This window comes from Lacunisphaera limnophila (assembly GCF_001746835.1).
Classification (GTDB): Bacteria; Verrucomicrobiota; Verrucomicrobiia; order Opitutales; family Opitutaceae; genus Lacunisphaera; species Lacunisphaera limnophila.
The window spans coordinates 2,703,738-2,719,412 of the sequence record NZ_CP016094.1; the positions used below are offsets into that span (position 1 = coordinate 2,703,738).

The window sequence follows — 15,675 nt, forward strand, 5'->3', positions numbered from 1 at the left end:
CGGCCTGAACCTTCGCCTATCTCTCTATCTCTCATGAAAAAAGCCCTGATCACCGGCATCACCGGACAAGATGGATCCTACCTGGCCGAGCTGCTGCTCGCCAAGGGCTACGAGGTCCATGGCATCATCCGCCGCGCCTCCACCTTCAACACGAGCCGGATCGACCACCTGTACCGTGATCCGCATATCAACGGGGTGAAGCTCATCCTGCACTATGGCGACCTGGCTGACTCCGTGCAAATGGTGAAGCTGCTCTACGACCTCCAGCCCGACGAGATCTACAACCTCGGGGCCCAGTCGCATGTGCGCGTCTCCTTCGACATCCCGGAGTACACCGGCGATGTGGTCGGTCTCGGCGCCGTGCGCATCCTCGAGGCCATCCGCGAGGCCGGACTGGTGAAGAAGTGCCGGTATTACCAGGCCTCCTCCTCCGAGATGTTCGGCAAGGTGCAGGAAGTGCCGCAGGTGGAGACCACGCCTTTCTGGCCGCGTTCGCCGTATGGCTGCGCCAAGATGTATGCGCACTGGCTCACGGTGAACTACCGCGAGAGCTACCACCTGCACGCCTCCAGCGGCATCCTCTTCAACCATGAGAGCCCGCGCCGCGGCGAGACCTTCGTCACCCGCAAGATCACCCGCGCGGCCACCCGCATCAAGCTGGGCCTGCAGGACAAGCTTTACATGGGCAACCTCGACGCCCAGCGCGACTGGGGCTACGCCAAGGAATACGTCGAGATGATGTGGGTCATGCTCCAGCAGGACCAGCCTGACGACTACGTGGTCGCGACCAACGAGACGCACACGGTCAAGGAGTTCATCCAGGAGACCTTCGGCCTGCTGAACCTCGATTGGGAGAAATACGTGAACTACGACGCCCGGTACGAGCGCCCCGCCGAGGTCGAGTTGCTCATCGGCAACCCCGCCAAGGCCAAGAAGCAGCTCGGCTGGGAGCCCAAGGTGAAGTTCAAGGAGCTCGTGAAAATCATGACCGAGTCCGACCTCGAACTCGCCAAGCGCGAGGCCCAGATCGCGAATCTGCCCAAACCGTGATGAAGCAGCGAGTAGTGAGTAGCGGGTAGCGAGCATTCTGGTTATCCGGGTCATTTGCTTTCTACTCACTACCCGCTACTCACTACCCGCTACTGATATGAGACTCTTCATCGCAGGACACAACGGCATGGTCGGGGGCGCGCTCGTGCGGCGCTTTGCCGCCGAGCCCGGCGTCACCCTCCTCCTGCGTACCCGGAAGGAGCTCGACCTGACCAACCAGGCGGCGGTCACGGCGTTCTACGCCGCGGAAAAACCCGATACCGTCATCATGGCCGCGGCCAAGGTCGGGGGCATCCACGCCAACAACACCTATCCGGCTGACTTCCTGTTCGACAACCTGGCGATCGCGGCGAACACCATCCACGGCGCCTATCAGGCCGGGGTAAAGCGCCTGCTGTTTCTCGGCAGCTCGTGCATCTACCCGAAGCTCGCCCCGCAGCCGATGCCGGAGAGCTGCCTGTTGACCGGTCCGCTCGAGCCGACCAACGAGGCCTACGCCATCGCCAAGATCGCCGGCCTCAAGCTCTGCGAGTATTACCGCAAGCAGCACGGGGTGCTCTACCACTCCGGCATGCCGACCAATCTGTACGGCCCGGGCGACAATTACCACCTGCAGAACTCGCACGTGTTGCCGGCCTTGATCCGCAAGTTCGACGAGGCCAAGGCCGCCGGTCGGCCCGAGGTCGTCGCCTGGGGCACCGGTTCGCCCAAGCGCGAGTTTCTCCACGTGGATGAACTGGCAGACGCCTGCGCCTTCCTGCTGCGGCAGACCAATCCGCCCGATCTGATCAACATCGGCACCGGCACGGATGTCACCATCAAGGAACTCACCGAGATCGTGGCCGACACCGTGGGCTTCCCGGGCCGGATCGTGTGGGATGCCACCAAGCCGGACGGCACCCCCCGCAAGCTGATGGACGTCTCGCGGCTGGCCGCGCTTGGTTGGACCGCCCGCATCGGGTTGCGGGAGGGCGTGCGCCGGGCCCACGCCAGCTACCAGGCGGAAAAAGCCGCCGGCACGCTGCGGCAGTAACCGGAAGGGCGGCGTTGACGGGCAGGGGAGTGGGCGCCAGTCTGCGGGCGTAGTCCGGCGATCCCGCCTGGACTCACGAATCGAACCCATGTCCACCTCTGATACACCTCCCGTCGTTGGCACATCCGAGGAGCGCACCGTCGCCATCCTCAGTTACATCACCATCATTGGTTTCATCGTCGCGATCGTGATGCACAGCAGCAAGAAGACGAAGCTCGGCGCCTACCACCTGCGGCAGATGCTGGGTCTGATCCTGACCGGTCTGGTCGGTGGCGTGGTGGGCGTGATCCCCTTCATCGGCTGGGTGGCGCTGCCCCTCATCTGGATCGGTTTGCTGGTCCTTTGGGTCATGGGCCTGCTCGCGGCGGTCAACGGCCAGGTCAAGCCCGTCCCCGTCCTTGGCGAGCAATACCAGAAGTGGTTTGGTAACGCCTTTGAGTGAGTCGGGCGCCCGGCCAAAATCCGCTTGCGGAGTCGGCCGGGCTGCCAAGGGTGGGGCTGTCCATGATCGCTCCCGAAACCTTTTCCCACCTCGACAACCTAAAGAAGCGTGCCGGCTACTTATGGAGGTTTCTTTGACGTCGAACAAAAGCAGCGCGAGATAGAGGCGATGGAGGCCCAGATGGGCGATCCGACCTTCTGGGACAACAACGAGCGCGCCCAGAAGCACATCGCCAAGCTGAACGGCCTGAAAAAGACCATCGGCGGTCTGGTGGGCTTCAACAAGCGGCTGGATGATGCCGCCGTCATGATCGAGCTGATCGAGATGGCCACCCCCGCCGAGCAGGAGGCCGCCGCGAAGGAACTCGACACGACCGTGACCGCGATGATCGAGGAACTCGACCTGATCGAGATCTCCTCCTTCCTCACCGGCCAGTTCGACCGCAATAACGCTATCTTCAGCATCCAGGCCGGCGCGGGCGGCACCGAATCCAACGACTGGGCCGACATCCTCTTCCGCATGTATTCCCGTTGGTGCGAGCGCCGCGGCTTCACGGTCGAGCTGATGGACGTCCAGCCGGGCGACCAGGCCGGCATCTCCAAGGCGACGATCCTGATCAAGGGCGAGAACGCCTACGGCTACGCCAAGGCCGAGCGCGGCGTGCACCGCCTCGTGCGCATCAGCCCCTTCGACTCCAACAAGCGCCGGCACACCTCCTTCTGCGCGGTGGACGTCGTCGCCGAGATCAACGAGGACATCCAGATCGAGATTCCCGAGTCCGAGATCCGGACCGATGTCTACCGTTCCTCCGGCAAGGGCGGCCAGGGCGTCAACACCACGGACTCCGCCGTGCGCCTCACGCACATTCCCACCGGCACCGTGGTCGTTTGCCAAAACGAACGTTCCCAGATCAAGAACCGCGCCAGCGCCCTGAACGTGCTCAAGGCGCGCCTGTATGAAAAGAAACTCGACGAGCAGCGCAGCGAGATGGAGAAATTCTACGGGGAAAAGGGCGAGATCGGCTTCGGCTCGCAGATCCGCAGCTATGTGCTCCAGCCCTACCAGATGGTGAAGGACCTGCGGACCGGCGTCAGCACCAGCGACACCCAGGGCGTGCTGGACGGCGATCTCGACCGCTTCATCACGGGCTGGCTGCGGGCCGGCTGCCCGCGCCACCGCAACAAGGACATCCAGATGGATGACTAAAGGCGGAGTCCAGCGGACGGCGGCGGCAGCGCAGGTTGTGTTTTGCGACCGGCCGAGTTCTGTCCTCCGTTTTCCGTAATCCGTCCTCCGTCCCCATGTCCGACCTCACGCACGAGCAGATCAAGACCGCGCTCAGCGGCCAGCCGCTGTTTGAGGACAAGACCTGGCAGCTGTCGCCCGCGGCGTGGCCGCTCACGCCGGAGCAGGTGCGCGAATTGGAACAGATCGGGGCCGCCTGCCTGGAATTCCACCAGGCGCTGGAGACGCTCTACCTGCGCGCGGTGGCCGGGAAGAATCTCCTGCGCAACAAGCCGCTGCTCGCCCCGTGGGTGGCCGACTACCTCGACCGCGGCAAGCCGGCCGACCTGGTGGCGCACGCGCGGGATCCGAAAAACCGGGGCGCCCTGCCCACCGTGCTGCGGCCCGACCTGCTGCTGACCGACGAGGGCTTTGCCCTGACCGAACTGGATTCTGTGCCGGGCGGCATCGGCCTCACGGCCTTTCTCAACCGGCTGTATGGCGGCGCCGACGATCCGGCGGTGCTCGGTCACGGCGACGCGATGGTGGAAAATTTCCACCAATCCCTCGCCGGGCTGCGACCGGACCTGCGCAATCCCCTGATCGCGATCCTCGTCAGCGACGAGGCTGCGACCTACCGGCCGGAGATGCAGTGGCTGGCCGAGCAGCAGCAGCGGCTCGGCCGCCGGGTATTCTGCATGCGACCCGAGGATGTCTTTCCGCTCGGGGGCGACCTGTGCTTCGATGTCGAGGGCACCCCGGAGAAAATCGATGTCATCTACCGGTTCTACGAGCTCTTCGACTGGCCCAATGTGCGGATCGGGCGCGAGATCCTCGAAGCCTGGCAGAGCGGGGCCGTCGCCCTGGCTCCCCCGATGCGTCCCTTTCAGGAGGAGAAGCTGGCCCTGGCGCTTTTCCACCACCACCTGTTGCGGGATTTTTGGGCCGAGACGCTCAGCGGCCGGGCCCGGCAGTTGTTGCAGAAACTCATCCCGCGTTCCTGGATCATGGATCCTGCGCCGCTGCCACCGGGCGCCGTGCTGGACGGCCCGGTCATCGGCGGCCGCCTGCCCAACGACTGGCGGGAGCTGGCCGCCGCCTCGCAGAAGGAGCGCGACCTGATCATCAAGATCAGCGGCTTCCATCCCACCGCCTGGGGGGCGCGCAGCGTCGTGCTGGGCAGCGATTGTTCCCGGGAGGAATGGCAGGCCGGCATCGAGCAGGCCCTCAGCCTGGCGTCCACGAACCTTCACCTCCTGCAGGAATACCGGAAGCCGAAGCGGATCATGCATCCGTTGTACGAGGCCGCCGGAGCCGGTCCGGCCGCGGCCGTGCCGAAGGCGGGCCGGCTGCGCCTGTGCCCCTATTATTTTGTCGTGGGCGGCCAGCCGCGTTTGTCCGGTGCCCTCGCCACCTTCTGCCCGCCGGACAAGAAAATCATCCACGGCATGACCGATGCAGCCTTGCTCCCGTGTAGGGTTTTCCCCTTAAACTGACCTGTGCGCATTTCCGCCCGGACAACTAGGCATATACCATCAGTGAGCGTGGGCCTGCTCCTCGGCCTGCTGTTGCTTCCCGGCGTAGCCCGGGCCCAGCCCGCCCCTGACCTGGCCACCCTGCGCACGCGGGCGACGGGTGGAGATCTGGAGGCCCAGAACGCCTTGGGCAATGCCCATACGAATGCCTTGCTCGGACTTTCCCGGGATTTTGCGGAGGCTTTCAAATGGTACCGGCAGGCGGGGGACAAGGGTTTTGCCCCGGCGCAGTTCAACCTCGGCCTCGCCTACGAACTGGGGCGCGGCGTGGCGGCGGACGAGCGGCAGGCCTTCAAGTATTACCTCATGTCGGCGGAGCAGGGTTTCGCGCCGGCGCAGTTCAATGTCGGCAACATGTACGCCTCCGGCCGGGGCATCGCGCAGGACCTGTTCGAGGCCAATCTTTGGTACAAGCAGGCGGCCGAGAACGGGCTCGTCGAGGCGCAGTTCAATCTCGGCCTGGTCTACGAGACGGGCCGGGGCGTGAAGAAGGATGATGGGCTCGCCGCCCGCTGGTATCGGACGGCCGCGGAACGCGGGTACCCCCGCGCCCAATACAATTACGCGCTGCTGCTCGAGGAAGGGCGGGGTGTGGCCAAGGATGCCGCCACCGCCGCCCTGCTTTACCGGGCGGCGGCGGAACAGGGTTTTGCCCCCGCGCAAGTCAACTACGGGGTGCTGCTCGCCGAAGGGCGGGACGGCATCAGTCGCGATCCGATCCAGGCCTACGTGTGGCTGAGCCGCGCCGTGCAAAATGGCGCCACCCCCGAGGCCCGGGATGCGTTGGCCGCCACCCTGACGCCGGAGCAACTGGCCGCGGCCCAGCAGGCCGGCGGTGCCCGGGTCGTCAGCGCCGCCCCGGTCGCCCTTCCCGCCGGCGCCCCGCCGGCCGCAACCGGCGGAGATGCGCGAGTCGGCGAGCTCAGCAGCGCCCTCGCGCAGGCCCGCGAGGCCAATTCCCGCCTGGCGGAGGCCAACCAGCGGCTCGAGGTGGAGAATGCCCGTCTGGCGGACGAGGTCGCGCGTGCAGGCGGTAGCAGCCCCTTGGTCGAACAACTCCGCGCCCAAAGCAGCCGTCTCGCCGAGCAGGTCCAAGCCCTCACCGCCGACAAGGAGGCGAGCGAGCGTCAGGCCGCGCTGCTGGCCGCCCAGGTCAAGGACGCCGAGCATGATCTCGCCCTCGCCCGGTCGGCCGGTTCGGCCACGGCGAGCCCGGTCCCGGCGGTGGACGTGGCCGCCTACGAAAGCCGCATCGCCACCCTCTCCGCCCGCCTGGAGGAGGCGACCTCCGAATTGAAGGCCCTCCAGACGGCCCATGCCGATCTCCTGGCGGCCAACCAGCAGCTGCAACGGGAGCGCGATACCCTGGCTTCGGCCCAACCGGCCAACGCCTCCCCCGCGGCCGCCACGGTGGATGCCAATGCCTTGGCCACGCTTCAGCGCGATAACGCCCGCCTTAATGAGGAGGTCAAACGGGCCACGGTGCAACTGCTCGCCCTCAACCGGCAGCTCCGGGCCCAGACCCGGGCCGGCGGCACCGCGGCCGAGCCGGCGCCTGATCTCACCGCTTTGAACACCCGGGTGCAGGCTGCCACCGAGGAAGCCGCCCGCCTGCAGGACGAAAACCGTCGCCTTGCCGGCCGGGTGGCCGAGCTTGAAAGCCAGCCCAAGCCGACCACCGACGACTCCCTCGCGCCCCAGCTGGCTCAAGCCCGCCAAGAGGCGATGGCCCTGAGTGAACGCATCACCGGATTGCTGGAGGAGAAAGCCGCCCTGGAAACCAAGGCAACGAGCTGGGAACAGAAAGCCACGGAGGCGCTGGCCGCCTCCCGCGGGGCCGGCGAAAACGAGGCCGCGCTCCGTCGCCAGCTGGAAGATCTCCAGGCCCGGCTGGTGGAGCAGGACCAAGCCCAGGCCCGGCACCTCCGGGACGTCGCGGCGCTGACGGCCGACAATCAGGCGCTGACCGAGCGGCTGGCGCGCGCCGAAACACAATTACGCCAGGCCGCCAGCCAGACGGTGTCCAATGATCAACTGACCAACCTCCAACAGGAACTCGCGGCGAGCCGGTCCCGGACTGAGGAGTTGGGGATGGAAAACCGCCGGCTGGCCGCGGCGCTGGCCGAGCAGGAACAGGGCGGGGCGGCGACGCGCGCCCGGATCGAGGCGCTGGAGCAGGAACTTGCCGCCGCCCGGACCACCGAGGTCGAGGCGGGGCCCGAACTCGACCGGTTGCGTACAGCGCTGGCTGCCGCGGACCGCCGGGCCGAAATCCTGGCCGCCGCCAACACGGATTTGCAGGGCCAGCTCAACCTCGCGCAGGGGGCGGCCGCGACGACCGACAGTCTCCGCCGTGAGCTGATTCAAGCCAACCAGGCCTTGGAGAAAAACGCGGCGACGACGGCCGAGTTGACCGCCGCCAACCAGCGGCTGGAAGGCGAGCTCGCGGCCGCAGCCCGACAGGGGGACGCGCAAGCCGCACTCCGCGACGAGTTGGCCCAAGCCCGGCAGGATCTTGCCGAACTCACCACGCTGCGCGAAAGCAACAGCCGACTCACCGCCGAGCTGGCCCGCACCACCGCCGCCCGCACCCCGGACGCGGCGTCGACCCGGGAGTTGGAGAATCTCACGACCGCGCTGGGGGACAGCCGGCGGGACCTGGCCTCCGCGCAGGCCCGGGTCGCCGACCTGGAGCAGGCCCTGGCCGAGGCGCTGACCGTGCGCACCCGCGGCACGGATGACCAGAATCGGGTCATGGCCGACCGCGACGAGGCCAACCGCACCGTGGAGAAACTCACCGCCGCGGTGACCGAGCTTACCGCCGAAAACCAGAAACTGGAGCAGGATCTCGACAACGCCCAGAAGTCCGTGGCCGCGGCCCTGGCTGCCCAGTCGCAGGCCGAGAGCGCCGCCAGCCCGGATGCCTATCAGATGGAGATCAGCACCCTCAACGCGCGCCTGAAGCAGTTGGAGACGCAGGTGGAGGAGGAGAGGAGCGGCGCAGCGCGTGAGATCACGACACTGGCCGCCCAGCTGCAGCGCACGCGCGAGACCAACCGCTCGCTCACCGAGGCCAACCGCGCGCTGTTGTCGGCGAAGGAGAGCGAGACTGCGGCGGATCGCGACGCGGTGGCCGGCCTGGAGGGCCGCGTGCGCGAGCTGACTGCGGCCAACGAGGAAATGCGCCGGCAGGCGGCGCAGCAGGTCGCGGAGCTCCGCGCCGCCACGGGCGAGCGCGACGGCCTGCGAGCCGAGCTGGCCGACGCCCGGCAGGTCGCCAAGGTCCTGCCCGGCCTCAGCGACGAGAAACTGGCCTTGCAGGAGCGCCTCGAGGCCGTGGGCGGCCAGCTGGTGACCCTCCAGCGCGACCATGAGGAATTGGAAAAGGTCCACGCGGAGCTGAACCAGCAATTACTGGCGAGCCAGCAGGTGGCAGAAAAGAGCGGGGCCGACCTGGCCGCGCTGCAGGCCCGCGTGGCCGCGGCGGAACAAGCCGATGCGAACCACACGGAGTCCGTGGCCGAGCTCACCCAGACCAACCAGCGGCTCGAGCAGGAACGCGAGGACATGCGCCGGCTCGTGGATTCGTACCGCGCCGACATCGCCCGCCTGACCCAATCAGTGCGGACCGCCGAGCAACTGCGGACCGAGGCGGAACGCGGCGGCCAGCAGAACGTCGATGCGCTGGCGGCACAGCTGGCGCAAGTGCGACGGGAGGTGGAGGCGGCCCGCAGCGGTCAGGCCCGCCTAACCGAGTCCTACGCCGCTCAGGAACGCGAACGGCAGGCGATTATCACCCAGTTGCGCACCGAGAACGGCGCCCTCGTGGCGCGACTCAACCAGGCCCAGGGCACGCTGGACCAGATCGCCGCGGCGGCCCGGCTCGGCACCCCGGCTTCCACCATTGCCGCAGGCGGGACCCCGCCCGTGCGCCCGCTGCCCGTCCCGGCTAACGAGGGGCGCACCCATACCGTGGCCGAGGGGGATTCGCTGTCCCGCATCAGCCTGCGGTACTATGGCACGCCGAACCGCTGGCAGGAAATCTTTCAGGCCAACCGCGATGTCCTGCAGGGCAGCAGTGCGCTCCGCGTCGGCATGCAGCTGCGGATCCCCTGATCCCAGGCAGGGCGGTCATGGACGGCCGCTCCGGTCGAAAAAAAGGCGCGCCGGGTGGCGCGCCTGGGAGAAGGGGAGAGGCTGGTCGCAGATTAGGCGAAGGCGGTCGTCTGCTCGGCCACCGGCACCAGGCTGGAGTTCTGCTTGGCCAGCAGGCTGAAGAAGTTGTCGCGGCGCTCGCGGGCCACCTTGACGTCCTTCGTGCCGAGGGAGCGGCGGATGCGCTCCTTGGTGAAGGGGGTCGGATAGACGGTGTAGTGGAGAAACCACGTCCCGTTGTTGTTCCACAGGTGGTGGTTGGGGTTCGCTTCGCTGATGCGAAGGGAGGCGAGGGTGAGGAGGGTTGACATGATGCGTGAGCGGTTAGCGGTTGTGGGTTAATCGTTCGCGCATCAGGGTTTTTCCGGAAAAAACGAAAGCCGCCTGAGGGCATCAGGCGGCTTTTCGCTTTTTTAGGAGGAGTTTTTTGTTAGAGGGTTTGACCCCTCTCACATCCGGGTGACTTGCGTCACTCGAAACCACCGTGATCACTCCTAGACCCGGTTGGCAGAACCGACCGCTTTCGGCCGATCCTTTCCTGATGCAAGGCGGAGCGTGCAAACTCCGGCGCGGCTGGCCAGAAAAATCTTTGATTCGCGACTGAAGTTATCAGGTTGGCCCCGCCAAATCGCTGCAAACGGTCATTTTATGCAAGTGGTGAGCTGGAAAAAATCTTTTCATGCCGCATTTGGGCTCGGCCAAGTGGATCAAAAATGATCCACTTGGGGCATGAAAGAGGACAAACTGAAGCGTTTTGAGACCACATCCACCGAATACCTGCGGGAAGAAGGCCTGTATGGGGATGTCGAGGCCAATGCCATGAAGCATGTGGTCGCCGCGGCGCTGACGCAGCGGATGGAACGCCTGGGCCTGACGGTTTCCGAGCTGGCGCGGGAGCTGGGGACCAGCCGGGCCGCGGTGAACCGGGTTTTCGATCCGTTGAACACCTCCCTGACCCTGACCACGCTGGCCCGGACGGCCGCCGCGCTGGGTTGCCGGGTGAAGATTGAGATCGTGCTGCCGCGCTGAGGGGCGCGGTTATTTTCCCGCCGCGTGGTCGTGCTCGCGGTGTTCCCGGAGGAGGTCGCGGCCGAAATCACCGGTGAAGTTACGCCACGTGGTGTGGATGTGGTTCGAGTCGTTCTGGATGTTGTCGTACTCGATGACGAAGTCCGGGCTGTGGATGCGGTAATAATGGGGCTGCCGCGGGGTCAGGCTCCCGGCCCAGGCGAAATGCACCTGATGCCAGCCCCGGTCCGCGATCCGCTGGAGCTCGGCGGTGGCGATCTCGGGGCGCAGGCGGCCGGCGTAGACGGCGACCAGGGCGCGCAAGTGTTCCTGCTGGGCGGGCGTCATCGAGGCGAAGGGCAGGCCGGTTGGGTGGGCGAGCTGTGCCTCGCGATCGTTGCCGGTGATGATGTCCGCCGGGGCGTGGTCGGCGATGAGTGCGACGGTCAGCTGCTCCGGGTCGAGGGACCGCACCAGGCTGCGGCCCAGGTCTTCCTCGGCCGCCAGCGCGCGCCGGCCCTGCTGGGCGTGCGTGATGCGCACCTCGGCCGGGTTGGAGCCGAAGAACATCGGGGTGACGGCGATCCGGGAGCCATCGGCGATCAGGATGTTGACCGAAAGGTGATGGCCCTCGAGCCGCCACCCCCAGGTGCCGTGGTCGTCGGGCACGCCAAAGACGGTGAAATAATAGAGCCCCCGATCGCGGCGGGTTGCTCCTTCCATGGCGAACAGCACGTCCTCCAGCGCGATGATGGCGTCGGTGGTCAGCAACCCGCGCTCGCTCAGGCCGGCGGCGACCAGCTGGCGGGCCAGTTGTTGTTGGGCGGGCGACATGCTTTTCAGCGGCAGACCGTGGCGGTCGCGGGGGACGAAGTGCCAGTTTTCCCGCTCCGCGTCCGCCAGCGGGTAGACCGCCTGCTGACGTTGCGGGAGGGCCAGCGAGTCGAGCCAGGCGCGGGCGGCGACGGCCATCTCCTGCGCCGGGGAGGGTTCGGAGTGGGCACGGGCGGCGGTGAGGCCCAGCAGCAGCAGGGCGGCGATCAGGGTGGGGCGGGGCATGGCGCACCGTGGCAGCCCGGGGCGGGCCGGGCAAGCGTGGGCTGGCGCTTCGCCTTGCCAACCGGCCCGACCACTGGCCGAGTAGGGGTATGAGCCACTCACCCCTTGGCCTCAGGCTGGTATTGGCCGGTCTTTGCTCTGGTTTGCTGGCGGTTTCGCTGGTGGCCCAGCGACCGCATTTTGCGCCGCAAGGCGACTACGCGTACGACCTCGGAGCCACCGAGACCAACGGGCGGACCGTCCAGCTGGACGCGACGGGCTTTGACTGGCCCGCTGATCTGGCTCCCGCCGACACCGTCTTTTTAGAAATATCGCTCACGGCAAGCCCGGGCCAGAACCCGGGGCTCAAGGCGGTGCGCGGTGCGCTGGCGGTCCGGCAGGTTTTCGAGGCCGAGACCCGGGGCCGCCGGTTTTTGGATGTGAGCCCGCTGGTGAAGGCCGAAGGGGGACGGGTCGCCCTGACTGGCACCGGGTTGACGTGGTCGCCCGGTCCGGCTCGCCTCTTCACCTATCGCAACGCCCCGCTGGCGGGTCGCCGGGTTCTGGTGCTGGCGCCGCATCCTGATGATGCCGAGATCGCGGCGTTCGGCGTCTACCGGCAGACGCAGGCCGATGTGATCACCGTGACCTCCGGGGATGCGGGCGGCGACAATTTCAAGGTGCTGTTCACCGAACCGGCGGAGCACTACCGGGTGAAAGGCTGGATCCGCACTTGGGACAGCATCAGCGTGCCCTTTTATGGCGGCGTGTATCCGGGCAAGGCGCGCAATCTCGGCTACTATGACGCCACGCTCAAGCGCCTGCAGGCTGCCCCGGCGGCCGTTGTGCCGCCCCTGCTGGCCGCGCTTGAGGATCCGGGTTATTACCGGAAGCTGAACGTCGATCCCGCCCTGCGGGACCGGCCATTTCACGGAACTTGGGAAGCCTTGGTGAATGACCTGGTGTGGGAACTGGAGCGGGTCCGGCCGGAAGTCATCGTCGCGCCGCATCCGCTGCTCGACAACCACGCCGACCATCAGTTCACCACCATCGCGCTGATCGACGCCCTGGCCCGCTGGCCGGGCGCCTGCGAGCTCTATCTCTACACCAATCACGCGTTGGAAAACGAGGCATGGCCCTTGGGTGACCGTGACGCCATGAGCGGCCTGCCGCCCACCAGCCACGGTGGGTTGTTCTTCCGACGGCTCTACTCCCATCCGCTTTCACCCTTCGAACAAAAGCTGAAGCTGGTCGCGTTGGAGGGCATGCACGACCTGCGGGCCTTCGACCTGCGCGACGGCACGCCGGTGAGCGAGAGCGATCGCGAGGCGTGGGCCGATTACGACTATTACCGCCGCGGCCCGCGGCCCAACGAGCTGTACTTCGTGGTCACGCGGGAGGAGGCGTTCCGTTTGCGCGACGCGTTCCTCGCCCCGCGGTGAGATTCCCGGCGTCCGGGGCTTGACCTGCCTGCGGGCTCTGCCGTGGTAGACGGCAACACGCACTATGCAGGGCATTGATTTCATCAAGGATCTCGCGGTCGTCATGATGGTGGCCGGCCTGGTCGGCTGGGCCTGCCACCGGGTGGGCCTGTCCGTGATCGTGGGTTTCCTGGCCGCCGGCATGGTCATCGGTCCGTTCACCCCGCCGTTCTCCCTCGTCACGGACGCAGGCCGCATCGAGACACTCGCGCAGGTGGGGTTGGTGTTCCTGATGTTCTCCATCGGCATGAAGCTCAGCCTGCGGAAACTGCGCCGCCTGGGCCTGCCCCTGGTCGTGGCCACGGCGGTGACCGCGTTGATCGTCTACAACCTTTCCCGGCTCGGCTCGCCGCTGCTGGGCTTCAGCGGCTCGACCGCGGTGTTTTTCGGGGCAATGCTGATCGTCTCGTCCTCAGCAATCATCAGCAAGGTGCTGCAGGAAACGGGCCTCACCCACGAGAAGGCCGGCCAGATGGCGATGGGCATCACCGTGCTGGAGGACGTGGTCGCGGTCATCACGCTGGCACTGCTCAACTCCGTCGTGCTGCTGGGCGGCATGGGTGAGGCGAAGGTCGGGGAGACGCTGGGGTTGCTGAGCGCCTTCGTGGCTCTGGCCGGCGTGATCGGCCTGCTGGCGGTGCCGTGGATCCTGCGCAAACTCAGCGAGACGGCGAGCGAAGAGCTGCAGACCCTGGTGGTGGCGGGCATGATGCTCGGCCTGGCGCTCACGGCGCAGGAGGCGGGTTATTCGCTGGCCATGGGCGCCTTCATCCTGGGTTCCATCATTGCCGAGACCCCGCAGCGCGCGCAGATCGACCGTGTTTTCGAAGGGGCGCGCGACATGTTCAGCGCCGTGTTCTTTGTCTCCATCGGCATGCAGATCGACGTGAAGCTGCTCGGCCAGTCCTGGCTGCTGGTGCTGGGGGCCTCGGCCCTGGCGCTGGTGGCTCGCCCGCTCGGCGGCACGGTGGCCATGCTGGTCACAGGGGTGAAGCTGCGCGATGCGGTTCGAGTCGGCCTCATCATCACGCCGATCGGCGAATTTTCCTTCATCATTGCCCAGCTCGGCGTGGCCGCGGGGGTGGTGCCGGCCAACTTCGGGGCGGTGGCGGTCGGCCTCTCGCTGGTCACGGCGATCGCCGCGCCGCTGCTGACGCGGCGCTCCGGTGACCTCAGCGAATGGGTCGCGGCCCGGCAGCCCGCGTGGCTGGAGGGCTGGCTGGGGTACTACGGCCGCCTGTTGGACCGGCTGTCCCAGATGCAGAAGCGGAGCGTGCTGTGGCAGCTGAGTCGCAAGCGCGTGATCCAGATCACGCTGGAGATACTCCTGGTGACGGGGTTGGTGGTCTTTTCCGAGCAGATGTTCGGCCTGGTGCGCGATTACCTGCCGGTGCACAGCCGGTTCCCCCGGGGCGCGGAGGTCATCTTCTGGAGTGTGTTGGTCCTGGTGGCACTGGCGCCGCTGGTGGCCATCTGGCGGAACACGTCGGCGATGGCCATGTTGATCGCGCAGGTGAGCACACAGGGGCACCCGAAGTCGGCCAAGCTGGCGCCCGTGGTGGAGACGGGCCTGAAGCTCGGCGCCGGGCTCCTGCTGCTACTCTGGCTGAATGCCATCCTGCCGGTCAGCGGCGTGGCGCGCTGGCTGCCGGCCCTGGTGTTGATCGTGATCTTGCTGGGCCTGCTGCTGATGCGGCGGCGGCTGATCTACTGGCACAGCATGCTGGAGGTCGAACTGCAGGAAATGCTGGAGCGCGGCGACCAGAAGTTCACCGGCACCACGGCGCCGTGGATGGCCCCGCACAGCGAGTGGCGCCTGGCCCTGACCGACTGTGTGCTGCCTGACATGGCGGATGCCCGCGGGCGCACGCTCGGCGAGCTGGCGCTGCGGACCAGGTTTGGCTGCACCGTGGCGGGGGTGGAGCGGCAGGGTGTCATGGTCGGCAATCCGGTTGGCGCCATGGTCCTGTATCCCCGCGACAAGGTGCTGCTGTTGGGCGATCCCGAGCAGGTGGCGGCGGGCAAGGAGTTTCTGCAGCGGGCCTCCGGGGCCCCCGTGGTGTCGAACTTTGACGAGGTGCGCATGGAGTCCGTGGAGCTGCCGCCGGGCAGCGGGCTGCACGACCGCACGCTCGCCGATATTGCGCTGGGCAAGGCGTTCGGCCTCCAAGTGGCGGGCATCAACCGCGCCGGTCGTCGCATCCTCAACCCGAGCGGAGAGGAAAAGCTCTACACCGGGGACGACGTGCTCGTCCTGGGCAGCCCGGACCAGATCGCGGCGTTCAAGGCGACGCTGCGGGGGTAGGGGTAATTATGCAGGGCCGGTCCCGCATCCGCGGGATCGCCTGGCGAGGGCGGTTGGGGCAACCGCCCCTACCGCATTTAATCAGGCCGGGGATTCCAACAAAAAAGCGCATCCTGTCGGATGCGCTTGGGAAACCAAAAACTTGCGCCGCCTCAGTTGTTGCCGGGCTTCGCGTCGGGCTTCTTCTCGTCCTTGGCCGGCTCGTCCTTGGCGGCGTTCTTGAATTCCTTGATAGACTGGCCGAGGCCCTTGGCGAGGCCGGGCAGCTTGGAGCCGCCGAAGAGGAGGAGCAGGATGATCAGGATGATGATCAGCTCGGGGCCACCGAGGCCCATGATGCCCACGACGGGGGAGAGGAAAGTTGTCATGACAAAGGGAAGGCTAGAGTGAGGGGAGGCCTAGTA

General features: G+C 66.9%; 12 protein-coding genes. 9 read left to right on the forward strand and 3 right to left on the reverse strand.

All coding sequences use genetic code 11. The features are described 5' to 3' along the window. Positions 1 to 33: 33 nt before the first annotated feature. The 6 genes from gmd (at position 34) to Verru16B_RS11280 (ending at position 9,400) form a co-directional block, all read left to right on the forward strand. Entirely contained in the window at positions 34 to 1,050 is a 1,017-nt protein-coding gene (gmd, locus tag Verru16B_RS11255) for a GDP-mannose 4,6-dehydratase (RefSeq protein ID WP_069962376.1), read from the forward strand. A 97-nt stretch (positions 1,051 to 1,147) separates the two neighbouring features. Next, positions 1,148 to 2,083: a GDP-L-fucose synthase family protein gene (locus Verru16B_RS11260; protein ID WP_069962377.1), complete on the forward strand. Its 936-nt coding sequence runs from the start codon at positions 1,148 to 1,150 to the stop codon at positions 2,081 to 2,083. A gap of 88 nt (positions 2,084 to 2,171) precedes the next feature. Then, the gene (locus Verru16B_RS11265; RefSeq protein ID WP_069962378.1) at positions 2,172 to 2,525 is read left to right on the forward strand and encodes a DUF4870 domain-containing protein; all 354 of its coding nucleotides are present in this window, start codon (positions 2,172 to 2,174) and stop codon (positions 2,523 to 2,525) included. 62 nt (positions 2,526 to 2,587) lie between these two features. Then, a protein-coding gene (prfB, locus tag Verru16B_RS11270; RefSeq protein ID WP_169829289.1) for a peptide chain release factor 2 occupies positions 2,588 to 3,731 on the forward strand; the annotation gives its coding sequence in 2 pieces (ribosomal slippage) (positions 2,588 to 2,659 and positions 2,661 to 3,731; 1,143 coding nt in all). Positions 3,732 to 3,826: 95 nt separating this feature from the next. Then, positions 3,827 to 5,245 (forward strand): hypothetical protein, encoded by a 1,419-nt coding sequence (locus Verru16B_RS11275; RefSeq protein WP_069962379.1) that lies wholly within the window; start codon positions 3,827 to 3,829, stop codon positions 5,243 to 5,245. A gap of 48 nt (positions 5,246 to 5,293) precedes the next feature. Further along, a complete protein-coding gene (locus Verru16B_RS11280) occupies positions 5,294 to 9,400 on the forward strand; it encodes a LysM peptidoglycan-binding domain-containing protein (protein WP_169829290.1) in 4,107 nt (1,368 codons plus the stop codon). 92 nt (positions 9,401 to 9,492) lie between these two features. Here Verru16B_RS11280 and Verru16B_RS11285 read toward each other — a convergent pair whose 3' ends face one another. Then, positions 9,493 to 9,750 (reverse strand): hypothetical protein, encoded by a 258-nt coding sequence (locus Verru16B_RS11285; protein ID WP_069962381.1) that lies wholly within the window; start codon positions 9,748 to 9,750, stop codon positions 9,493 to 9,495. Between the two features lie 418 nt (positions 9,751 to 10,168). Between Verru16B_RS11285 and Verru16B_RS11290 the strand changes: the two genes are divergently transcribed. Further along, a complete protein-coding gene (locus Verru16B_RS11290; RefSeq protein WP_069962382.1) occupies positions 10,169 to 10,468 on the forward strand; it encodes a helix-turn-helix domain-containing protein in 300 nt (99 codons plus the stop codon). 9 nt (positions 10,469 to 10,477) lie between these two features. On the opposite strand, the gene Verru16B_RS11295 is transcribed toward Verru16B_RS11290, so the two are convergent. Further along, positions 10,478 to 11,506 (reverse strand): DUF3500 domain-containing protein, encoded by a 1,029-nt coding sequence (locus Verru16B_RS11295; RefSeq protein WP_083270291.1) that lies wholly within the window; start codon positions 11,504 to 11,506, stop codon positions 10,478 to 10,480. 89 nt (positions 11,507 to 11,595) lie between these two features. Between Verru16B_RS11295 and Verru16B_RS11300 the strand changes: the two genes are divergently transcribed. Further along, positions 11,596 to 12,927: a PIG-L deacetylase family protein gene (locus Verru16B_RS11300; RefSeq protein ID WP_083270292.1), complete on the forward strand. Its 1,332-nt coding sequence runs from the start codon at positions 11,596 to 11,598 to the stop codon at positions 12,925 to 12,927. A 64-nt stretch (positions 12,928 to 12,991) separates the two neighbouring features. Continuing rightward, positions 12,992 to 15,271, forward strand: a complete 2,280-nt coding sequence (locus tag Verru16B_RS11305; RefSeq protein WP_069962384.1) for a cation:proton antiporter — start codon at positions 12,992 to 12,994, stop codon at positions 15,269 to 15,271. Positions 15,272 to 15,423: 152 nt separating this feature from the next. Here Verru16B_RS11305 and tatA read toward each other — a convergent pair whose 3' ends face one another. Further along, positions 15,424 to 15,639 carry a twin-arginine translocase TatA/TatE family subunit gene (gene tatA / locus Verru16B_RS11310; protein ID WP_069962385.1) on the reverse strand — a complete coding sequence of 72 codons (216 nt, stop codon included), beginning with the start codon at positions 15,637 to 15,639 and terminating at the stop codon, positions 15,424 to 15,426. Between the last annotated feature and the right edge of the window lie 36 nt (positions 15,640 to 15,675).